The organism is Desulfopila sp. IMCC35008 (assembly GCF_010646885.2).
Classification (GTDB): domain Bacteria; phylum Desulfobacterota; class Desulfobulbia; order Desulfobulbales; family Desulfocapsaceae; genus Desulfopila.
This window is the reverse complement of record NZ_CP050700.1, coordinates 3,747,512-3,768,192: the sequence shown is the minus strand read 5'-3', so window position 1 is coordinate 3,768,192 and position 20,681 is coordinate 3,747,512. Positions and strand designations below refer to the sequence as shown.

General features: G+C 46.8%; 19 protein-coding genes and 1 pseudogene. 10 read left to right on the top strand and 10 right to left on the bottom strand.

Annotated elements, in window-relative coordinates:
* Window positions 1-65: 65 nt before the first annotated feature.
* The 3 genes from GA520_RS16510 to GA520_RS16500 form a co-directional block, all read right to left on the bottom strand.
* Entirely contained in the window at window positions 66-2,069 is a 2,004-nt protein-coding gene (locus tag GA520_RS16510) for a methyl-accepting chemotaxis protein (RefSeq protein WP_240910166.1), read from the bottom strand.
* A gap of 323 nt (window positions 2,070-2,392) precedes the next feature.
* A complete protein-coding gene (locus GA520_RS16505; RefSeq protein WP_163338543.1) occupies window positions 2,393-4,324 on the bottom strand; it encodes a methyl-accepting chemotaxis protein in 1,932 nt (643 codons plus the stop codon).
* Between the two features lie 305 nt (window positions 4,325-4,629).
* Window positions 4,630-4,794 (bottom strand): hypothetical protein, encoded by a 165-nt coding sequence (locus GA520_RS16500; protein ID WP_163338544.1) that lies wholly within the window; start codon window positions 4,792-4,794, stop codon window positions 4,630-4,632.
* Window positions 4,795-5,355: 561 nt separating this feature from the next.
* On the opposite strand from GA520_RS16500, the gene GA520_RS16495 reads away from it, so the two are divergent.
* Both GA520_RS16495 and GA520_RS16490 read left to right on the top strand, forming a co-directional pair.
* The gene (locus tag GA520_RS16495) at window positions 5,356-5,610 is read left to right on the top strand and encodes a hypothetical protein (protein WP_163338545.1); all 255 of its coding nucleotides are present in this window, start codon (window positions 5,356-5,358) and stop codon (window positions 5,608-5,610) included.
* Between the two features lie 239 nt (window positions 5,611-5,849).
* The gene (locus tag GA520_RS16490) at window positions 5,850-6,809 is read left to right on the top strand and encodes a substrate-binding domain-containing protein (RefSeq protein ID WP_163338546.1); all 960 of its coding nucleotides are present in this window, start codon (window positions 5,850-5,852) and stop codon (window positions 6,807-6,809) included.
* A gap of 159 nt (window positions 6,810-6,968) precedes the next feature.
* Here GA520_RS16490 and GA520_RS16485 read toward each other — a convergent pair whose 3' ends face one another.
* Window positions 6,969-7,121 (bottom strand): hypothetical protein, encoded by a 153-nt coding sequence (locus GA520_RS16485; RefSeq protein WP_163338547.1) that lies wholly within the window; start codon window positions 7,119-7,121, stop codon window positions 6,969-6,971.
* Between the two features lie 294 nt (window positions 7,122-7,415).
* On the opposite strand from GA520_RS16485, the gene GA520_RS16480 reads away from it, so the two are divergent.
* Complete coding sequence (locus tag GA520_RS16480) at window positions 7,416-7,817, top strand: YkgJ family cysteine cluster protein (RefSeq protein WP_163338548.1); 402 nt, start codon at window positions 7,416-7,418, stop codon at window positions 7,815-7,817.
* Between the two features lie 219 nt (window positions 7,818-8,036).
* Here the strand turns inward: GA520_RS16480 and GA520_RS16475 are convergent, their stop codons facing one another.
* Complete coding sequence (locus GA520_RS16475) at window positions 8,037-8,633, bottom strand: hypothetical protein (protein WP_163338549.1); 597 nt, start codon at window positions 8,631-8,633, stop codon at window positions 8,037-8,039.
* Between the two features lie 122 nt (window positions 8,634-8,755).
* Window positions 8,756-9,925 (bottom strand): glycosyltransferase family 2 protein, encoded by a 1,170-nt coding sequence (locus tag GA520_RS16470; protein WP_163338550.1) that lies wholly within the window; start codon window positions 9,923-9,925, stop codon window positions 8,756-8,758.
* Window positions 9,926-10,095: 170 nt separating this feature from the next.
* Here GA520_RS16470 and GA520_RS16465 point away from each other — a divergent pair, with 170 nt between their 5' ends.
* Window positions 10,096-10,728 (top strand): HAD family hydrolase, encoded by a 633-nt coding sequence (locus GA520_RS16465; RefSeq protein ID WP_163338551.1) that lies wholly within the window; start codon window positions 10,096-10,098, stop codon window positions 10,726-10,728.
* Between the two features lie 91 nt (window positions 10,729-10,819).
* Here GA520_RS16465 and GA520_RS16460 read toward each other — a convergent pair whose 3' ends face one another.
* Entirely contained in the window at window positions 10,820-11,218 is a 399-nt protein-coding gene (locus GA520_RS16460; RefSeq protein WP_163338552.1) for a hypothetical protein, read from the bottom strand.
* 442 nt (window positions 11,219-11,660) lie between these two features.
* Here GA520_RS16460 and GA520_RS16455 point away from each other — a divergent pair, with 442 nt between their 5' ends.
* From GA520_RS16455 to GA520_RS16445, 3 genes are all read left to right on the top strand, one after another.
* Window positions 11,661-12,317, top strand: coding sequence for a ParA family protein (locus tag GA520_RS16455; RefSeq protein WP_163338553.1), 657 nt, complete (start codon window positions 11,661-11,663; stop codon window positions 12,315-12,317).
* A 191-nt stretch (window positions 12,318-12,508) separates the two neighbouring features.
* Window positions 12,509-12,763, top strand: a complete 255-nt coding sequence (locus GA520_RS16450; RefSeq protein ID WP_163338554.1) for a hypothetical protein — start codon at window positions 12,509-12,511, stop codon at window positions 12,761-12,763.
* Window positions 12,760-13,275: a hypothetical protein gene (locus GA520_RS16445; protein WP_163338555.1), complete on the top strand. Its 516-nt coding sequence runs from the start codon at window positions 12,760-12,762 to the stop codon at window positions 13,273-13,275. The genes GA520_RS16450 and GA520_RS16445 overlap by 4 nt, the downstream gene beginning before the upstream one ends.
* A gap of 34 nt (window positions 13,276-13,309) precedes the next feature.
* On the opposite strand, the gene GA520_RS16440 is transcribed toward GA520_RS16445, so the two are convergent.
* Window positions 13,310-13,564, bottom strand: a complete 255-nt coding sequence (locus tag GA520_RS16440; protein WP_163338556.1) for a hypothetical protein — start codon at window positions 13,562-13,564, stop codon at window positions 13,310-13,312.
* 233 nt (window positions 13,565-13,797) lie between these two features.
* Here GA520_RS16440 and GA520_RS16435 point away from each other — a divergent pair, with 233 nt between their 5' ends.
* Genes GA520_RS16435 through GA520_RS16425 form a run of 3 tightly spaced genes read left to right on the top strand, consistent with a single transcriptional unit; the run spans window position 13,798 to window position 17,757 of the window.
* Entirely contained in the window at window positions 13,798-14,247 is a 450-nt protein-coding gene (locus tag GA520_RS16435) for a FecR domain-containing protein (RefSeq protein ID WP_163338557.1), read from the top strand.
* 22 nt (window positions 14,248-14,269) lie between these two features.
* Window positions 14,270-14,881, top strand: coding sequence for an OmpA family protein (locus GA520_RS16430; protein ID WP_163338558.1), 612 nt, complete (start codon window positions 14,270-14,272; stop codon window positions 14,879-14,881).
* Window positions 14,882-14,898: 17 nt separating this feature from the next.
* Window positions 14,899-17,757, top strand: a complete 2,859-nt coding sequence (locus tag GA520_RS16425) for a CHASE2 domain-containing protein (RefSeq protein ID WP_163338559.1) — start codon at window positions 14,899-14,901, stop codon at window positions 17,755-17,757.
* Between the two features lie 272 nt (window positions 17,758-18,029).
* Here GA520_RS16425 and GA520_RS16420 read toward each other — a convergent pair whose 3' ends face one another.
* Together GA520_RS16420 and GA520_RS16415 are read right to left on the bottom strand one after the other, a co-directional pair.
* Entirely contained in the window at window positions 18,030-19,094 is a 1,065-nt protein-coding gene (locus GA520_RS16420) for an asparaginase (RefSeq protein ID WP_163338560.1), read from the bottom strand.
* Between the two features lie 157 nt (window positions 19,095-19,251).
* A pseudogene (locus tag GA520_RS16415) lies at window positions 19,252-20,655 on the bottom strand (alanine/glycine:cation symporter family protein); the annotation flags it as partial.
* Window positions 20,656-20,681 lie beyond the last annotated feature (26 nt).

Genomic DNA, 20,681 nt, shown 5'->3' with positions numbered 1-20,681 from the left:
GATCAGCTCATTGTTTCGGTCGTTGACCAGTCTTTCTCATCCTGGTCAACGACCTCCTGGAAACGTTAAACCTTAAAACTTCCAACTATATCTTTCAATTCCTCAGCGCGATTCTGGAGTTCTTGGGCACTGTTTTTGACGTCATGACTATTGTCAGATATTTTCTGTGCAGCCAGCGAGACTTCAGCAATGTCTTGTGAAATATCTGTCGAAACAGTTGAGCTCTGGCTGACATTTTCGTTCACTTCCTGAATCCCCTGACTCGCTTGACCGATATTGTTGGCTATTTCCTGTGTTGCAGCAGTCTGTTCCTCTACCGCCGTGGCAATCGTGGAAACTATGTCATTAACCCCTGAGATAACATTAGATATTTGACTAATGCCATCTTCTGTGCTCTGTGAGGTGTTCTGCACATCTGCAATAAGGTTTTTGATATCATGAGTCGCTTCCGCCGTTTGTTTCGCGAGTTCCTTGATTTCGTTTGCAACAACCGCAAAACCCTTGCCGGCTTCGCCAGCGCGTGCAGCTTCAATGGTGGCATTAAGTGCCAGGAGGTTTGTTTGCTCAGAAATCTCAGTGATGGTCTCGGTCACTTTTCCGATTTTCTGGGCTGCTTCTCCGAGTTCCTGCATTTTATCTGAAGCGGCAACAGCCTGACTTACCGCATCAGAGGAAACGTTTCGGGCCCTTTCAGCATTCTCGGCTATTTCATTGATTGTTGAACTCATTTCTTCAGCTGCAGTTGCAACCATGTTAGCATTGGTTGAGGACTGTTCCATTGCTGCTGCGACGTTGTTCAGGTTTGCGCTCATTTCCTCCGCTGCTGCGGCTACATTTGTTGAGCGTTGTGAGGTATCGTCAGCACCTTCGAGGAGTCTGCCGGAAATTGTGGTGAGTTCATTTGAACTTTCTCCAACGCTTTCAGAATTTTGGGCAACTTGCTTAATAATGCCCTGAAGTTTTTCTATGAATGTGTTGAACCAATATGCCATCTCCCCGATTTCATCTTTGGTTTTAACGTGAAGTCTCATGGTGAGATCGCCTTCCCCCTCAGCGATATCTTTTAAGCCAATTACCGCTTCATTGATCGGTTTCGTTATAGCCTTGGAGGCTAAGTAGATAAGAGAGGAGACAACAACCATAGTGATGATAATTACGATGAGCAGGGAGTTCCGAATAACCTTAGGAGCTTGCAGAAACTCTTCCTCATTTTGGGTTATTGCAATACTCCATCCTTGTTTGGCAACATGTGCATATCCTGCAATTTTAGGCACATCTTTAAAGACATAGCCTTGAACACCCTCTTCCCCGGCAAGCATTGCCCGCGTTATTTCTTCCATTCCTTTCAGGGTCCTGAGGTCAAGCTCAAGGATGAAGTCCTGATTGGGGTGAGAGTTGATGATTCCTTTGCTGTTGACCATAAAGGCGTATCCCGTTTCCCCAACCTTTTCCCCAGAGATCATTTCCACCAGAACATCCGCTTTAATCGACATACCGAAAGCCCCGAGGAATTCACCGGAAGCAGAGAGGACGGGTGCACAGGCAACATAGATCAACTTACCGGTAGATTTCGACCTTACAATGTCACCAACGACTGGTTGTAGCGATGATTTCGCACTTTGGAAGTATGCTCGACTCGAGATGTTGGAGCCTTTATATTCTTTCCCGCTTGCAAGCTCGCCGGTCAGGAGTAGTCCTGACTGGTCGGTCACGAATATCCCGAGAAAACTGTCATCAAGCACCTTGAACTTACGTTTCATTAAGTCACGAAGTGAGGCGAGCTCCTCGACAGCATTATCGGCACCCTCTTCCTTCACTTTCTGAAGAACGGTGGCAACTTGATGGCCTGTTGAAAAGGCAGCTGCTGTATCACCCTGTAGTTTAATCTTGGTTTCAACCAATTCAGCCAGCACACTGGCTTGATTTCTGGCATTATCATAGCCAATCGCAAGCAGGGCATCCGTTGCCTTGGTAATTGCAATAACACCTACGACAATAAGGGGAATTAAAACTGCAATACAACCACCAGAGATTAACCGAAATGATATTGAGCGAACATTAACCTTCATGAACATCCTCCATTTGTTTGTTACTACTGGAAATGCAATAAAATGTAATCGTAAAAACCATTATATCAATGATGGACACCAGGAAAAGAATAGTCAATTATTATCCGGTAAAATGTTGGTAAACTATCCTTTGATATTGGCGAGTTCAGGCTTAGGGAAGAAGTGGGGGCGAGGGTGTGTCGGGTTTATAAACTTGTCGTAAGGGCTGCAGCATTGGGTTCTGAATGTATATCAACATTGAAAACAACAGGTCGCTCCGGCAAGAGAGCTCTTGCCGGAGCGACCAACTGATGAGTACGGTTGTTACTCCACCAGCACCTGGATTAATATTTAAAGCTGTTCACTAGTGATTGTAAATCCCCTGCGAGTTTTGCCAGTTCGTTTGCGTTGTCCTTTACGATGCCACTATCATTTGCCATTTCTCCGGAATCTTCACTGACTTCGCCAATATCCTTGGCAATCTCTGTTGAGACCCTCGAACTTTGGGCAACGTTCTTGTTGACATCCTGAATGCCGGAGGCCGCTTGCGAAATGTTTTCAGCTATTTCGCTGGTCGTGGCCGATTGTTCCTCTACCGCTGTGGCAATGACCCCAACAGTATCATTTACCTCCTGTATTACTTTACTGATCTCATCAATTTCAGTAACCGTATGGCCGGTAGATTCTTGTATACTATCAATTTTAGACTTGATGTCCAGGGTTGCCCGTGCCGTTTGAGAAGCGAGTTCTTTTATTTCATTGGCGACAACGGCGAACCCCTTGCCTGCTTCCCCTGCTCTGGCAGCTTCAATGGTCGCGTTGAGAGCGAGGAGGTTTGTTTGCTCCGATATTTCAGTGATGACCTCTGTAACCTTTGAAATAGCCTCGGCTGCCTTACCAAGATCATGGACTTTTTCCGCTGCACTTCCTGCAGTCGCCACAGCACTTTGTGTTACGCTTCTTGCTTTTTCGCTGTTTACTGCTATTTCCTCTACGGAGCTTGTCATTTCACTGGTTGCAGAGGCCACCAGGCCGACATTCGCAGCTGCCTGCTCACTGGCTGCAGCAACAGATGACATCATGGAACTCATATCATCTGAAGCTGTTGCTACTGATGTTGTCAATTCGGACATATTAGCCGCGCCAGTCGACATCTTTTCTGAAATACCGAGAAGTTTTTCTGAGGAGCTATTGAGCTGCTTTGAGTTTTCAGAGATGGTTGAGATGAGATCGCTGATTTTACTGATGAACACATTGAACCAGGAGGCAAGCTCACCAACTTCATTCCTGAGCAGGATATCCAGTCTTTTAGTCAGGTCGCCTTCCCCTTCTGCAACATCTTTTAAGCCTGCTGTTACCTGAGCTATTGGACCGGAGATAGACCGAGTGGTGAGCCATGCAAAGCAAATACCGAAAAGAACAGCTACAGCAAGGGCACCAAGAATTACTACCCAGGCTAGTTTTTTCATCTTGTTGAGATTTTTTTCTGTCTCATTAAGTAGCTGCGTTATGTTTGCAGAAATACTTTTCTCTTCCGATATCATGTCAGAAAACAACTTCTTCTGGGTAGCGACTGCAGCTGAATAATTTGCCAAAGCTTCCTGCATTATTGTCATCTGCTCTGTTATTCTCGAGTGCTGTTTTAACAATATCTCGCTGTTGCCAATAAAGTCATGCCAGTCTGCAATAGCTTTATTTAACGCTGCCATAGCTCCTTCTAGATCCTGTTGACGTTTTTCATTTGCCCTCTCCATATAGGCCGTGACTTTGCTATGGTTAGCACTGGCGGCCAAGGTCATTTTCTCAACCTTGAATTTCCCCTCATTAATGACTTCCGGTAGCCCCAGAGACGCTTCAGTAATTATAGTGGAATAATGTGCTTTTTCTTTCTCAAGACGAGCATACGATGCAAAATTATCATGATACAAACGAAAAGAGGAAAGTGAACGCTCAATACTTGCTTTCTCACTGGGGTTTGATATGGCAACCCTTTCTTCCAGCGAAACAATATTCTCCTGAAGTTTTTCTAAAACTATAGATTTGGCAATTTCCTGTTTTTCCCGACCATCAGTATGGCCGTTTAATACAAAGGTAGAAACCTGTTCCTTGATCTGACTGAAAAGTTCCTGTTCTGAATTGATTCTTCTAAAAAGTTCGGATGCCTCCAATACCTTGTTGAGGGAATACAAACCGCTGATACCCACAATAATCGTTAAGCAGAGAACCACCCCAAAGCCTACTCCCAACTGTGTTCTAATCTTCCAGTTTTTCATCATCCACCACTCAGCAATTAATATTGAAAAACTTAACAGTACAACACTGGAAACCGCTAAGTTTTAAGTACGATCAATGATTCCATAAAAAATCTCATATTTCAAGATGTTCAGGCTGGTGTAGCCGATTCAGGACTCTGGGGAACAAGCATGACAGGCAATTTCAGGGTGAGTGGCCTGGATACAGCGCTAAGGGGTAGGGTGGTGGAGTTGTCGGGGAGAGCGTGAGATACAGGGGATGGTGGGTTATTTGAAGACTCGTTCACCTCATCTATGAGATGAACGAATCTTACAACTCATAGTGGCTTTTAGCCTTCTGACTTCTGTTCTGTGGATCGGAGGTTTGCAACCTGCTTTCCTACGAGTTCAGCAACCTCTGCGACCATACTTTTGAGATGGGGCCATACCGAGATGGAAGCCATTTCTTTCGCATAATTACCCGGTACTAAATTGTATTGTTCCTGTAGTGTCATTTGGGGTTTCCTTATAAATAAATTGTTTAAATTATCGTTCTTGCAGCACAACCGGGGTGATCGTCTTGTTTCTGTCACCTCGTCAAAATGGACACCTTTATGAGATCTTCGGGAACCGACATGATCAGGTGTCTTTAAAAAATATAATAGATCATGAAAGTCAAAGGTGGTAATGCTTCTTCGGCAACCGCTTATTCTCTTTTCGGCATGGTCTGCCTGGACACAATATTTGAATCATGAGGCAGTAAAATCTTCCCCTTCACTTTGTTGGGAAAGGATATGTTTGGTGGCGTATAGGGGGGCTGGCGCCAATTGATAATTGAATGGCGCGCACCGCCAGATGTGTATCTGTAATAGTGCTGATACTGATTATAAGACAACCTGACTGTTAAAGACAGCAGGAGCTCGCACAGATCATGGTAACAACGGTACTGATACACTTTGCAGAACTTCATAAACATGACCCAAGGGGAGAACTTCCAGAGAGATGTAAAACCCACATAAATGCATATATTCTCTGTGTGGGAATTATTCTCATTCTCTTCTATGGAGGTAGAGGTCATGTTTACCGAAAAACAATTATGTGAGAAAATAGTTTCGCTCTATCCGGACATTGGGGTTTGCGGCATAGATATCAAGGTCGCTCTCGATCATTCTGAGAAGGCATGGGTCGTTCATATGAATAAAGACACTCACAGCCTGGACCATTTTCTGGCATTGATGGATGCAGAACGATGCATGCAAGGGAAGGAGTGCCTTGCACTTGGACTCGACATTGCGCAACTAAAGAAAAACATTGATGGCAAGCAATTCTGAATGAGGTCGTTGCAGGTCAAACAACGACAGGCAAAAGTACGCTCTTACGGTGACACCCGGAGAAGAGGGCATTTTTTTACTGAAATACAATGATATAGCTGTTTTATTGTGGGGGGTGTTTACCTGCCGTGGTGATAAGTGATAAAATGTTGCATCAAATCGGGATGTTTTCAGGCGGTCTTCCTGCAGCACACTTTATTGCATGTCTCATGTCTGGTGGGATGAGTGAGGGGTAGATAATGGTACAGCTGGTACGAATCTATGTGTTACACCTGATACTTTCTTTTTGTACTGCAACGGCGATTTACGCAAAACATGAGGTTTTGGTTATTCCGAAGGGGGAGAAAGCTACATTCTGGGCACTTGTCAGTGAAGGTGCCATGAAGGCTGGAAGGACACTTGGCGTGGAGGTTACCGTTCGTGCTCCTTTTTCCGAAAATCATCACGATGCACAATTACATATCATTGAATATGGGATTAAGCAGAAGGTTGATGCTATTGTTTTGGCGCCGAATCATGAAAGCGCGACGGCCCCGGCTCTTAAACATGCGGTTGAAAAGGGTATCAAGGTCGTTCTTGTGGACTCTGATATGACCTCCTCCTATCATACCTGTGTCATTGCGTCGAATAATGCAATTGCCGGGAAGATGGCTGCTGACCACCTGGCTGCATTAATAGGAAATTCCGGGAAAGTTATCCTTGCAAGGCACATTAAAGGCCATGCCTCCACCCAAAAACGTGAGCAGTCTTTTTTGGAGACTCTCGTATCGGAATATCCGCAAATTCAGGTTGTAGCCGATCCCTATGTCGGTGCTTCGATGGGTGAGGCATATCGGACTATGTCGTATTTGCTGCGCGATCAGCCTGATGTGAAAGGAATCTTCTCCGTTGGTGAAGAGGCTAGTCTCGGCATCCTGCGTGCACTGAATGAGGGGCGGTATACTTCGGAGATCAAATTTATCGGTTTTGATTTCAATGTAACTGTCAGAGAGGCTCTTTTCAGCAATGGGATGGATGCGACTATTCTGCAAAATCCATTTCAGATGGGCTATATGGGAGTAGAAATTGCTAATAGGTTGATTCTGGAAGAGAAGGTGGAGCCGCTACTCTATACAGATATGCTCCTGGTGAGTAAGGAGAATATGTTTACACCCGAAGTGCAGCGTATCATCAGGTACTATCTGGAGCCGAAAGAATGAGGAGGCTTCGGCCTTCTTCTCAAAGCACCTTTAACAGCAGGTCGCTACGGGAATAACATGAGATATGTCCCCACGGTTGCGGAGCGCTTCCCTTTTTTCTGTCAAGGCAGGGGCGCTTTGGATTGGTCCGGTAAAGCCCTTTTTTGAGAAGGTGCTATGCTACAGTCGTGGCGTCTTCTCTGTCTTGTAGGTGTGCATATTAAAATCTAAGAATTCCTGAACGACCTTAACCAAAACATCATACCACGCCTGTTCCGGTTCTTCTTTTATCTCTTTTTTCTCCGGGATGTCGTTATTCACTGTTTCAGTCATGATGCTTCCTCCTACTGTTTTTTCAGTATCGGTCCATTAAAAAATTGGCGAGGTCATGTATTGATATACTCGTAAAACATCATGGTGTCAAAAAGAGCTGTCCCCTGATTCGTAAAAAGTACAGGCTGCTATGATAAAAAGAGGGCGATGGGTGTGGGGTTCAAGGTCTGAACGGATGAGGCAACTCTGTATTCAGCTTGTAACGCATAGTGTTTCCCTTGTTATGAAAAATATCGTAATTCCGGTCTGATTATGGTAGGAAAGTCACTTTTTTTCAGAAAGGAGTTATAAGTCATGATGCAGTTACCTGTTGCCCGGGCAGATATGGATAATACCGCTACCTGGTCAAAATACAGGAAAAAATTATGTTATCATTGTAGTGCCTCGTGCTGCAGTCTACCTGTTGAAGTCAAGCCAGAGGATTTGGTACGAATGGAGTTAATGGATGAGTTTGAACTGGAGGATGAGCTCAAGTTCGTGGCCCGAAGGCTCATAAAAAAGAGGCTGGTTGAACACTTTCATTCCAAAACCAAAACATTCACCCTTGCCAGGATGGCGAACGGGGACTGTATCTATCTGGATAGCCTGACCAGACATTGCACCATTTACTCGAAACGACCTGATACCTGCCGGAATCATCCGCAGATAGGTCCTCGTCCTGGTTATTGTGCATTCAGGGAGAAAATGGATGCCTGATCGTTATCAGTCAGGCCTGACAAGGGCGGTTTCTAGTTGGTTCCCATCCTAAAACTGCCCTTTGGGTCAATATCTTCGTTATGTTCAAAATTTTATCCTTCGGTACGTGAGGAACGAGACTCCGAAATATCAATTATATGCCTGCGGTAAAAGTTTTCACATGCCTCGGTCTTGACCAGATAAGCGTAGACTTCGAAACGCCTAGTTTGAGGATGGAAACTAGTTGGAACTGCCAAGCAGATAGTTGAGAGCCTCCCGGTCTGAAAGGCCGGCTTCGCTAGATTGCAGGAGGTTCTGCCTGTCGCCAAAGTACCAGAGGCGTTCCGTATCGGCATGATCTGCTGATGTGGCCGGTTTGGTTTTGCTGGTTGGTTTAAGGTTTTGAGCCCTTGCCAGCATCCTGATTTTTGTTTTTGCGATTATTGCTTCTCGTTGTTTAGGAGAAAAGGGTTCACTTGGTGACATGACTTCCTCCTGCATGCCGAGCAGGAAGAATTTTTTCTGGACACCTATTATCCGTTCATCCACGGTGAAGAAAAACTCTGCCGCATCTTCTTTCAAAATGTCGTTTTTCAACGTGTCGTCAAACGTTGTATCGCTATAGACCTTTATCCATTCCCGTGCGTACACCCGGCATTTCTCAAACTCCCGGCCTGCGATGTGTTTGGAAGGACCGGACATTTTTTCTGTAACTGCATCTACATATGCATCCAGCTCTGATTTTCTGATCTGCAGCTTTTCGGCATTCAGGGTTAGAAGTTCAGCTGCCATTGAGCAGAGGTCTTCAAGCAACATTTTTATCGATGTATTATCCATAGGGCTTCTCATTTATATTGGTGTTAAGATGTACTCATGATTCTCCCTGTAACTCAGCCTCTTTTTCAGCGGAGCAACAGGGGACATCAGGAATGTAGTTGCGAGTTTACCTTGCTGTTGCATTAAAACAGGAGAGGAGCGCTCTTGCGAAGTTTATTTAATGGGTAAAAGGTACCACGCCAGGTGATTCCTTTATTTCGAATTGTTTTTACAGCGGCTCTGGCAACAATATAGAGTGTGATAAAAGGAGCAAATATGGCTCCGATGAGCGTCAGCGGTGCCATACGGCAGAGAATGGCACCAAGGGCAAAACCGGTAAGTCGAAGAGTAAAGGTTCCTGCAAACAACCAGAACGCCGGGCCTGACACCAGAACCATCCCCCCAAAGGGGAGGGCGGCGACAAGGAACATGAAACATACAGAAAGCGCTGCCAACCAGGGTCGGTAATGAAAGACACTGAATGAGTTCTTCGCCAGGCCATCAACCATTTCCGGAACCGAATTGTACCAATGCACTGTTATCATACGATAACCAAGGAGACATTTTTGTCTGAAGCCGTTTTGTTTTACGATCTTGCCGAGCATGAGATCATCAATCGGGTGCATCTTTATTGTGCGGTGGCCCCCACATTCGAAATAGCAACCGGCACGTATCATGTTGAACGCACCGACCCCGAAAAAATACCTGTTTTTATTATTATCAACTTTCCAGGGTTTAAACAGTGCCAGAAGTCCGCTGGCAGCATCAAGAATCATGGCATTGAGCAGGAAATTATTTCCGAGTGGCTGAAACGTTACTGAAAGGTGGTCAATATTGTCTTCTATCATTGCGGCTACCGCCCGGGATATCGAACTGCGCTCCATCATGATATCGGCATCTGTAAAGAGAAAAATGTCAGCCTCGCTCTGTTCGGCAGCTTTCTGCAGGGCATGAGGTTTTCCCAGCCAGTCCTCCGGGAGGTGGTCGATTCTCAGTAATCGTAAGGGATGTCGGGAGTGGGGCTGCATTGTTGCGACAACCTCGCCGGTTGTATCATCCGAGCGGTCATCGACAACTGCTATTTCAAGATTTGAATAATCCTGGCTGAGAAGGCTCTGCAAGGCAGGGCCGATTGTCTTTTCTTCATTGCAGGCAGGGACAATAACGGTAACCTTGGGTTGCTCCCCTGCGCTTCTCTTCTTCTCCCTTAAGAGCCCCATGCGGCTCAGGCCCGCTATGATGTCTATAAAGACATAGAGATGGATGATGAAAAACAGCAATGCCGTGAGTAAGAGAATAATCGAGAAGGTCATGGTTTACCTCACAGCAATCATTGAGTATGATTTTTTCCCGGAATCGGAATTACATGAATAATGTTTGTGATAAATCCGGCCTAAAGAGGATAAGAAATCAAGTTGCAACGCTGTGATTCGACGAAATAGCAGTTGTAAGATAAAAATACCCATAAGAGAGACATATAACAATGCGTAAGTACGATTCAATAATCTTTGATCTGGACGGAACCCTGTGGGATGCCACGGAAGCAACCGCCGAGGGATGGAATGCAGCACTTTCCCTCACTGACCTGGCAAATTTCCGGGTGACCGCGGATGATATTCGTGGAGTGTGTGGCCTACCGTTTAGCGATTGCATTACATCACTTTTCGGTCATCTGGATGACGTTGATTGTCACGCTCTCGAACCCTTGCTGGACGAAAAAGAAAAGTTCTCAATCGAAGTCTCGGGCGGGGTTGTTTTTCCGGATGTTGTCGAAGGGCTTCAGCAACTGTCCGGTTCTTACGGGCTGTATCTGGTAAGCAATTGTCAGTCCTGGTATTTGCAATCGTTCTGGCAGCAGTATGCGGTTGAACACCTTTTTAAAGGCCAGGACTGTTACGGTGATTCCGGTGTGGGCAAGTCCGAGATGATACGGTTGCTCGTGCAACAACATAACCTCCAGAATCCCATCTATATCGGAGATACACAAGGGGATCAGGAGGCGACTGAAAGTGCCGGTGCTCAGTTCGGCTATGCCGCTTATGGTTTTGGTGACGTTAAAGAAGCCAGAATCGCTTTTAATACTTTTCGTCAATTGATCGATTATTTCATGAAATGAGCCCTGGACTGCTCATGGTGTTGATCGACCACTGATTACGACCACTTTAAATACTGAAGAGACGGCAGGTGTTGTCACGTTTTCAATTCTTCTAGCCGCTGCACCCGCAGCCACAACCACCACCGCAACTACCGTGTCCTGTAGCCCTGGCCATGGCTTGTACCACCTCTGTGGGTGTTGTGTCACTCCAGTTCTGCAAGGTCAACCTCAAGAAAATTTTTGTCGGAATCAAGTGCATCCTGGTGAGATCAATGACCTTGCCATAAAGACTGCCGAAGTAGGATTTGAGCTCAGGGCCGGACAGCTCAACTGTTACAGTATCCCCTTTCTTTAAAGTGCTCAGTGTCAGCTCAAAAGGAGTCAATTCGGTTTCTATGGCGTAGATAAAACTGAGGACCACGGGCGAAGGGGTCAGATTGTATGAATTCCTGTTTCCTCCTGCAAGAAGTTCAACTTCAAGTCTCTTTACCGCTTTTTCCTGCAATGTCATATACCCCTCCCTGGAATTAGTTTTCAAACTACGCTAAAGGCTATCCCTGAAAAACTGCTCATACGGTCAACTTTGGCGTTGCATTCAAAATTGGATCCTCAATATCTCAATTATACGCCTGAAGTTACATTTTAAATGTGCCTCGAATTTGCACAGATAAGCGGAGATTTCGAACTTTTGATTTTTCAAGGTACTCTTAAGTTATAAGTCTGGCCGATTAATATTCAATATAAAAGGGCTTTTTCAGTTCTCAGAAATTGGTGTCAGCCCAGCTTGCGAGTTATTTTCAACTTTGATGAATGTCAAAATAACTGATTGAAATATCTTGCTAAATGGCATACCCTTGAAAGGGTGTCAAAGTCGACGGGATTGGTTTGTTATGCAATGATCTGTTGCGACAATCCCAGGGGCGGTAATGCAATTTTAGACGGTGAGGACAGTCATGATTGTAACAATTGCAAGTCAGAAAGGTGGTGTCGGTAAATCCACTGTCTCGATGAATCTTGCTCTTGGGGTGGCGGGGTTGAGCGCTTCATATAAGGTCGCCCTTATCGATGCGGATCAGCAGTTAAGTTGTCTCGAGACCCTGCAGAATTACAAAAGAGCCAACCTCTCCCTTTATGAAGGCACCAAAAAGCCACATCGGCTCGTCAAATCGATTGTCCATAAATACAAGGCACTTTTCATCGACACCCCGCCACACAGCCATGAGATAATGTACCAGGCGGCTGCCGTCTCAAGGCTGGTGATAATTCCTCTGCAGCCAAGTCCTCTTGATATTCGCGGTGTCGGTAAGACAGTTCAGGCGCTCAAGGTCATCAGGGATAAGGTGAATCCCAAACTGGAGTGCCGCTTTCTGGTGAATAGGGTGAAGCCGAGAACGATCCTGGCCAATGATTTTAAAGTTGCCTTAAATAAGCACTATTCCTTTCCTGCTTTTGAAACGATGATGCACGACAGGGAGGCATACAAACAGAGCCTGATAACCGGTAAGTCTGTTCTTGAATTTAAGAAAAAGAGTCCGGCAGCTGAGGAGATGGGGAAGATTCTTATTGAGGTCGCAACGGTTTTGAGGATGAAGAAAATGTTGAGGAATTAGCCCGGATAGTTCACGAGTCGAGATGGTCTGTACCTCAAGGTTCACAGGAAATCTCTGATTCAACTCCTGACATGCCATAGTGATCTAGACATGGAGAGAGTTTTTTTATGAAATATCCGGGTTTAGGCTGGTTGTTGTTTCCAGATGCGTTGAGATAGATTTCGGATAAAAGAGAGCAGGGAACGTTGAGGATGAGGGATAAACTAAACGTGAAGGCAGATATGGACGAGCTGGACAAACTTGGTGAAACCATCGAAAATGCCTTAACTGAAAAATTTGGTGATGGAGCAGAAAGGGTCAGTGGAAGGAGTAGTGTGAATCATGCGGATACCTGTACAGTTACTCTTTCCCCGGAGGTTCATGAGCGGCTTCTTCGGCTCTCAGGGGAACGTGGTGTCTCAATAGACTGCCTTGTCCGCAGGGCGTTGGATTTGTTGCAGCCATGATTCAGGATGTTGAGAGTAGTCCCTGGCAGCGACCGGAGTTGTGGGCCGAGATGGAAATGTCACTATTCACGGCTGCTGGTGCTCTCTCCATGGAAAATTCCAGTCTCCTTTCCTCTCTCACGCAGCAGATTGCAAGAAACTATGAGAGCATCGATGAGATCCTGACAACACTTTGCAGGCAGAGCTGTCCTTCCTGCGATGATGTGTGTTGCCGCCACGCCACCGTCTGGTATGATTTCCGGGATGTCTTGTTCTCCTGTTTTCACAAGCAAACCATACCCGTCAGGCAAATACACAAAAAAGAAAATGGAGTTTGTATGCATCTGCAGGCGGATGGGTGTCGGCTTGCACGGCTGGAGCGACCGTTTATCTGCACATGGTATGTCTGTCCTTTGCAGAAACAGCTACTCGATGGTGGTGATGAAAAGGTGCGCGTGCAGTGCGCGGATAGTCTGGATGAAATAAAGCGTACCAGAAAACAGTTGGAAGAATTATTCTGCAGTTTTGTGTAGCCCGCTTCCGGATGTGAACATCATTATTGAGTGGTCAAAGAGATTCTATCCGGATTTGTTGCTTTTCCAGGAGTGCGTTTGTCTTGCTGCATACCGGTGCAGAAGTTTTAATGACTATTGATACACCGGGAAGTTTCTCCCTGATTTTTATGATCTTATCGATAATTTTTCTTCCATCTGCCATAATTATCCGGCTTTTACGGTCGATAAGTAGGGCAAGGGTTCCATCGCTATCCTGTTCTATGATGGTTTGTCTGGTCAGGCCGAAATCAGTGGCTGCTAATCTCATATAGAGGTACTCCCGTTTTGGAAAAGTTTGGCACACACAGCAGGAAGGTCTGTGCACCATTATTACCGGTTTTTTTCTTTATATGTACAAACTCTGTGTGCCTGACGACAAGATGGGCCGGATAAAGAAATATTTGTGATTCACCCTGAAAGCTGGTAGTTTTCAGTATATATCACCTTAAAACATGTGACAAGCGGGAGTGCCACCTATTATTGGTATTCGGAGTGTGACTTATGAAGAGAATTTGCTTTATAATTATGGTGATTTCCTTCATCATGGCCGGTCGTGCGGGGCAGTGCGCCGAGGCATCTATATCGGCGGGATTTGTCGATTCTCTGAAAGGGGATGTTGTGCTGGTCAGTTCCAGTGAACGGGTTACCGTTCGGGAGAACATGCATTTTCGTACTGGGGATACGATCAGGACCGGTAAAGATAGTAGTGTTGGGTTGATATTCAAAGATGATACGGTTGTTGCTCTGGGCGCAAACAGTGAATTAGTCGTTGAGGACTTTGTATTTAACCCGGCTGAGGAGGAGCTTTCCTTTATTACCCGACTGATCAAAGGGTCGTTTTCATTTGTTACCGGGCAGATAGGTAAGTTGGCCCCGAAGAAGGTGAAGGTGCAGACTCCCAATGCAACGCTTGGCGTACGGGGAACAAAATTTCTTGTGAAGGTGGATTAGTCCACATACAAATCCTAAAATCATGACAAAGAGCCGGTATAGTTATTGGCCGCTGTTTCTCTGCTTTTTACTCGTTCTTCTTTCTGGGTGTTCAGGCAAAACAACTGTAATTCTGTTGCCGGACCCGGATGGCCATGTCGGGCAGGTCAGTGTGATGACCAAGAGTGGAGTCGTTGAGATCAGCAAGGCCGGAGAGGCAACCATTGCCCGCAGCATGGAAGCTTTACCCGATTCTCCGGAAGTAGTATCCGAAGAGGAGATTCAGGCGAAATTCTCAGATGTCCTGGCACGCCTTCCTGTTCAGCCTGTCCATCATGTTCTCTATTTTAAAAGTGAGTCTACACAACTGACTGCACAATCCAGGAAAACCATACCGGAAGTTCTCTTAGTCATAGAGGAACGGGAATCTGCCAACATCAGTGTCATCGGCCATACCGATACGGCAGGGGATGAGGAGTATAATCGACAACTCTCTTTGAAACGGGCTCAAGCAGTAAAAAAACTGTTGGTACAAAATGGTGTTGAACCTGAGTCAATAGAAATTGACTCTCATGGTGAGTATAATCTGTTGATTCAAACCGGTGACAATGTCCACGAATCGAAAAATCGCAGAGTAGAGGTAGTGGTGAGATAATTGAGGTCGGTCATTCGATGAAAAATTCACCTTCATCATCCAGGAGTCGCAGAAACCTGCGCCGCACCGTGCTGTTAAGCGGTGTTATGGTGACGCTGCTCCTGTCTGTCATATACTATAGTCGTCTTCCTTCTGTTGAATATTTTCTGCTTAAATCTACCGATGTTGTCAGTCAATCCGCCGAACCTTTCCGTGGTTCTAGCAAGGTAACTGTTGTTGCAATTGATAATACCTCTCTTGAGCAGTATGGTCAGTGGCCGTGGTCGCGGGAGAGACTTGCCCGCCTTCTGGCAACTATAAGTGATGCAGGAGCAGCAGCGATAGGTGTGGACTTACTGCTGTCCGAACAGCAGGCCGGAGGGCCCGAGGGCGATACCCTTCTTGCCGGGGCCTTGTCGGGTGGACCGTTCTCCCTGGGCTATGCCTTTCTGTTCGAGGAGAAACAGGGAAAAGACCAAGCTTGTCAGCTGCATCCTGTATATCCCGTGAGGGTTGGTCGTAAGGGCATCTCTGTGCCTTACGGTTCCTTCCATGTTGCCCGTGATGTCGTGTGCAGCCTCGATATGTTCATGGCCTCTGCTGCAATTTCAGGATTTTTGAACGGTACACCCGATAGTGACGGTCTATTACGCAGAGTACCGCTTATGATTGAGTACCAGGGGCGATTATATCCCTCTCTTCCCTTAAGTTTACTGGAGATGCTGTACCCGGTGGGCAACATGGTCCTCTCCCGCGATACAAGCCAGATTACATCACTTTATTTAGGTGGTCTCACTATCCCGACCGACAACGAAGGAAATTTTCTGCTTCGGAGAACAGGGACCGAGAAAGATGCCTCCTTGTCTGCAGCTGACGTTCTGGAGGGCAGAGTCGACTCAGCACTTTTTGAGGATACGGTGGTACTGGTTGGTATAACAGCAGCGGGTTTGACCAATGAATATGCCACTCCGTATTCACCAACTACTCCTGCACTTCAAATCTATCAGCAGGCACTCGAGTCGCTGTTGTCTGGCAAACCAGTGGTGCGGACACCGGATTTTGTGACATTCGAGGTAGTTGTAACTATATGTTTCAGCCTTGTGTTGATCTTTATTGCCATCTATCTGCCTATTCCCTGCACCGTTATTTTCGGGTTTTTTGGGGTCGGGTTAAGTTGGCTCGGTGCCGGGTGGGCCTTTAGGGATACCGGCTACCTGTTCTCCCCGTTGCTACCCACTGTTACCTTGATATTTAATACCTTTCTATTCGTTACTCTAAAATATCGACATTTTCACCAGAATGCCAGAGTGGAAACGGATAATGCTCTGTCACGCCTCGAGGTGAGTAAGAAGGACCTGAAATCGATCCTCACCACGGTACCCGATATTATTTACCGGTTGGACCGGGATGCGAAAATTACTTTTGTGAGCCCCGCAGTTGAGCAGTATAGCGTGACCATTGAGTCGCTCCTTGGAAAGTCCATATTTGATCTGGTTTCTTCGACCGATATCAACCGGGCGAGGAATAAGATTAACGAGCAGCGTACGGGGGAGCGCGCTACGACCAATCTTGAGCTTCGCCTGCGCCTGTCAAAGTCAATGGATCAGAATAGCAGGGGTTTACGATACTTCAGTGTCTCGGCAGGAGGTATCTACACCGAGAATGAAAGAGGGGGAAAAATATTTACAGGCACCCAGGGCATAATCAGGGATATCAACGAGCATAAACAGCTGGAGGTGCAGCTGATGAAGGCCCAGAAGCTTGAAGTAATGGGGAACCTCGCCGCCAGGGTAGCTCACGACCTGAACAATATTCTCAGTGGCCTGGTCTCTTATCCCGATCTCCTTCTCCATGAGATGGAACCCGATGATCCGATGTATAGGAAAATTGCCGTCATTCGCAAATCTGGAAAAAAAGCGGCTAATATCGTGCAGGACCTCTTAACACTGGCGCGCAGGAGTGCCCAGATGCTCGAAGTGTGTGACGTGGCTGCTATCATTACCGACTATCTCGAATCCATAGAGTTTCAGCAGGTAAAGGCGAAAAATGATCATGTTCAAGTTGTAACAAACCTCCAGGATGGGCTCATGAAGGTTAAAGGGTCGGAGGTCCATCTTTCGAAGGCTATTATGAATATTGTCAATAACAGTGTCGAGGCGATGGTGGGTGGGGGACAGGGTGAGCTTGCGATCTCGGCAAGTGATATTTATCTGGACACTGAACATGAAGGGTATGAACGGATTCCAAAGGGTGAATATGTATGTGTCACGGTGAGAGATACGGGTGTTGGCATAGACCCTATGGACCTGCAGCGGGTGTTTGAACCCTTTTATACCAAGAAGAGTCATGAGGTGAGCGGCACGGGATTGGGGATGTCTATTATCTGGGCTACGGTGAAGGACCATAGCGGGTATATTGACATAGAGAGTACCAAGGGTGAGGGGACGACTTTTTCCATGTACCTCCCGGCTACCAGGGAAAAAAGTGTTGTGCATGGCAAACACCGTCAGATCGATGATTTTTCCGGTACGGAAACGGTGCTTGTTGTGGATGATGCCGCAGACCAGCTTGATATTGCCAGGACTACACTGCAAAAGCTTGGTTATGTGGTCCTGACTGCAGAGAGTGGTGAACAGGCGGTTCGTGTTATGGAGCAACATCCGGTTGACCTCGTTCTGCTCGATATGGTCATGCCTGGTGGTTTGGGTGGGCTGGCCACGTTCAGGGAAATTGCTTCGAAATATCCCAATCAGAAAGGGGTGGTTACAAGTGGTTTCTTCGATCCCGATTCCCAGGAGAAACTCCGGGAGCTTGGTGTTGATTCATTTCTTGAAAAACCGTACACCGTTGCCAAACTCGGGCTCGCTATACGACAGGAGCTGGACAGATCTCAGTAAGGTTGTGGCAGCACTTATTCCACCATGTTCTCCTGATCGAGGAGAGATCGCTGGATGTCTTTATCTATAGCCAGCTCCCATATGTAGTCCTTTGCTCGATTCAAGTGTGAAACACCATCGAACCTGTCAATAGGATTTATTCTCTGCAGACAAAAAAAACGTACGAAACATATATTCTTATGTTTTTGAAATTGCGGCAGATATTTTTTTAGAAAGTTCCATTAGCAGGTTGGAGTATTGTTCTGGGCGGTGAAGGAGAAAGAAACCACCGGTTAGAAATAGTAGTAGGTCTCAGGATGGTCCTGTATATCACCGTTTACAGCTGTTTCGAACAGGCTTTTAACTTCCGCAGGATTCTTTCCGCGGGCGAGAGCCCACATCAGCTTTGGTACTATTGCCTCGGTGTTCATGTCTTTGGCGTAGATGATCTTGTCGAGGGGAAGCAGCTTGCCGACTTCGTAAATGTTGAAATCGACACCTTCTTCCAGGCACTGCGTGGTGACAACTACGGCCAGGCCGGCATCGGTGAGCTGCCGGACCTTGGAAGACAGATCCAGAATGCCGGAGGAGACTCCGCCGATACCATACCCTTCAATAATAATGCCCTTTACCTGTTTTCCGAGATAATCGAATATGGATGGATTGAGGCCGGGAAAGAGCTTGATGACGATGATATTGTCCTCAATCTCCCTGCACACTTTCAAGGCAGGAGGATTGTCTTCGGTTTCCTGTATGTCAGGTCGTGAAAAAAGTCTGAAGACCGAGCGGTTGTAATGAATACGGTTGTGTTTTACTACGGCCACAACAGGGAAGTTGACACTGTTAAAGGCATCGTAACTGCGGGTCTTGGTCTTGATGGCCCGGGTCCCGTTGATGAGTTTTCCGTCAAAGGCGATAAAGACGCCACGCAATTCCTCACAGGCGAAGAGCAGGGCGTCATTGAGGTTTTGTACGGCATCCGTTCGACTGTCGATAAGCGAGTACTGGGAACCGGTGAGGATGACCGGCTTGTTCAAATGTTCGAGAAGATAACTCAGCGCTGAAGCTGTATATGCCATGGTGTCGGTCCCATGGGTAATAACGAAACCGTCGTAGCTGTTGTATTCCTCTTCGATTGCCTGGGCAATGACCAGCCAATTACGAGGTGTCATGTTTGAACTGTCGATGTTCATGACTGTTTTACCCCGAACGACGTGGCGTTTCGTCGCAGGTTTCAGGACTTCGAGTAGCTTTTCAACCGTGTAGTGCGGTTTGAGACCACTGTCTGTTTCTGAGCAGACAATGGTGCCGCCGGTGGCGAGTACGAGAATTTTACGTTTTGGTGAACTGTCCTGCATTCCTTAATATACCTGTCTACGCCTCACCCGTATTTCTCATGAAAAATACGGGCTAAATGCGGGAAGTGCTGCATCGGCACAGCCCACAAGTCGTAATGTGATGAAAAACTGCCCCCCCTCTCCTGATGGGGGCAGTTTTATGTTTGTTATCGAAGAATCAATTACGGTATTGTTCTTCCATTACCTGGGTATACTCTTTTTCGCTTTCTATTTTACGTACCCACAAATCAGCGTTTTCAATGCCCATTTCGCGAGGATCGAAAACCGGGTCCAAACCCATCTTTTTCTGTCGTTCATAATCTTGCAGGGTCCTGATTCCTGGTTTGGTCAACAGGATAATTGCGATGATGTTGAGCCAGGCCATCAGCCCGACCCCGATATCGCCGAGTGCCCAAACCTGCCCGGCCGAGTTAATCGAACCGACAAATACCATGGCCAGCAGGACCACTCTGGTGACGTTGAAAATCGCCTTGTGATTCTTAAACTTCTTGGCGAGGAAGGCAACGTTTGATTCACAGTAATAATAATATGCCATCAGGGTTGTGAAAGCAAAGAAGAACAGGGCAATGGCCACAAATGCGCTACCAAGTCCGGGAACGAGCGTGTCGACGGCGGACTGGGTAAAGATCGGTCCCGGTGTAACTCCGTTTAATGCCGGATTGGCGTACAGGTATCCTCCTGCCCCGTCCGCGGTGTTGTAGCTTCCTGTAATAAGTATCATAAAGGCCGTGGCTGTACAGACAAAGAGGGTGTCCACATAAACGGAGAATGCCTGGACAAGCCCCTGCTTGGCCGGGTGGCTGACCTCGGCAGCAGCAGCAGCCATTGGCCCGGTACCCTGACCCGCCTCATTCGAGTATATACCTCGTTTGACACCCCACATGATGGCCTGGCCGATGATGGCCCCGAAAGCAGCCTTGGAACTGAAAGCGGAGGTGAAGATCAGGCTGAAGACGTCTGGGACCTTGTCCAGGTTAATAACGATAATGACCAGTGAAACGAGCATGTAGATGACGGCCATCGTTGGCACCATGATTTCAGCAACACGGCCGATACGTTTTACGCCGCCGAAGATGATCAGACCAAGAAGAACTACAATGACTCCACCGGTGGCTGCCACCGGGATCCCAAAAGCATTATACATTGCCGAGGCAATACTGTTGGCCTGGATTCCGGGAAGGAAAAAGCCCATGGCGATAATGGCGGCGATTGCAAAGAGGATAGCATACCAGCGCATGCCAAGCCCCTTCTCGATGTAGTATTGCGGGCCTCCACGATATTCGCCATCCATCTCCTCTTTGTAAACCAGGGCGAGAGCGGATTCCACGTATGCTGAACCGGCCCCTAAAAAAGCGATGGTCCACATCCAGAAAACGGCTCCTGGCCCACCGAAACCGATGGCGGAGGCAACACCTGCAATATTACCGGTACCGACCCTGCCACCGAGGGCCATGGCAAAGCTCTGCAGGGAAGAGACACCTGATTTTGATGACTGTCCTTTAAAAAGTTGTTCCACCATGTCTTTAATGAGCCTGATCTGGGGAAACTTCATGAGAATGGACAAATGAATCAGGATTTACGGACACT

What these genes read in the sequence shown, in the direction of transcription:
- GA520_RS16485 (WP_163338547.1), bottom strand. Translation starts at nt 7,121, where the DNA reads ATGACTGAAACAGTGAATAACGACATCCCGGAGAAAAAAGAGATAAAA.
- GA520_RS16420 (WP_163338560.1), bottom strand. Translation starts at nt 19,094, where the DNA reads ATGCAGGACAGTTCACCAAAACGTAAAATTCTCGTACTCGCCACCGGC.
- GA520_RS16465 (WP_163338551.1), top strand. Translation starts at nt 10,096, where the DNA reads ATGCGTAAGTACGATTCAATAATCTTTGATCTGGACGGAACCCTGTGG.
- GA520_RS16435 (WP_163338557.1), top strand. Translation starts at nt 13,798, where the DNA reads ATGAAGAGAATTTGCTTTATAATTATGGTGATTTCCTTCATCATGGCC.
- GA520_RS16460 (WP_163338552.1), bottom strand. Translation starts at nt 11,218, where the DNA reads ATGACATTGCAGGAAAAAGCGGTAAAGAGACTTGAAGTTGAACTTCTT.
- GA520_RS16470 (WP_163338550.1), bottom strand. Translation starts at nt 9,925, where the DNA reads ATGACCTTCTCGATTATTCTCTTACTCACGGCATTGCTGTTTTTCATC.
- GA520_RS16430 (WP_163338558.1), top strand. Translation starts at nt 14,270, where the DNA reads ATGACAAAGAGCCGGTATAGTTATTGGCCGCTGTTTCTCTGCTTTTTA.
- GA520_RS16495 (WP_163338545.1), top strand. Translation starts at nt 5,356, where the DNA reads ATGTTTACCGAAAAACAATTATGTGAGAAAATAGTTTCGCTCTATCCG.
- GA520_RS16475 (WP_163338549.1), bottom strand. Translation starts at nt 8,633, where the DNA reads ATGGATAATACATCGATAAAAATGTTGCTTGAAGACCTCTGCTCAATG.
- GA520_RS16425 (WP_163338559.1), top strand. Translation starts at nt 14,899, where the DNA reads ATGAAAAATTCACCTTCATCATCCAGGAGTCGCAGAAACCTGCGCCGC.
- GA520_RS16480 (WP_163338548.1), top strand. Translation starts at nt 7,416, where the DNA reads ATGATGCAGTTACCTGTTGCCCGGGCAGATATGGATAATACCGCTACC.
- GA520_RS16500 (WP_163338544.1), bottom strand. Translation starts at nt 4,794, where the DNA reads ATGACACTACAGGAACAATACAATTTAGTACCGGGTAATTATGCGAAA.
- GA520_RS16510 (WP_240910166.1), bottom strand. Translation starts at nt 2,069, where the DNA reads ATGAAGGTTAATGTTCGCTCAATATCATTTCGGTTAATCTCTGGTGGT.
- GA520_RS16450 (WP_163338554.1), top strand. Translation starts at nt 12,509, where the DNA reads ATGAGGGATAAACTAAACGTGAAGGCAGATATGGACGAGCTGGACAAA.
- GA520_RS16440 (WP_163338556.1), bottom strand. Translation starts at nt 13,564, where the DNA reads ATGAGATTAGCAGCCACTGATTTCGGCCTGACCAGACAAACCATCATA.
- GA520_RS16505 (WP_163338543.1), bottom strand. Translation starts at nt 4,324, where the DNA reads ATGATGAAAAACTGGAAGATTAGAACACAGTTGGGAGTAGGCTTTGGG.
- GA520_RS16490 (WP_163338546.1), top strand. Translation starts at nt 5,850, where the DNA reads ATGGTACAGCTGGTACGAATCTATGTGTTACACCTGATACTTTCTTTT.
- GA520_RS16445 (WP_163338555.1), top strand. Translation starts at nt 12,760, where the DNA reads ATGATTCAGGATGTTGAGAGTAGTCCCTGGCAGCGACCGGAGTTGTGG.
- GA520_RS16455 (WP_163338553.1), top strand. Translation starts at nt 11,661, where the DNA reads ATGATTGTAACAATTGCAAGTCAGAAAGGTGGTGTCGGTAAATCCACT.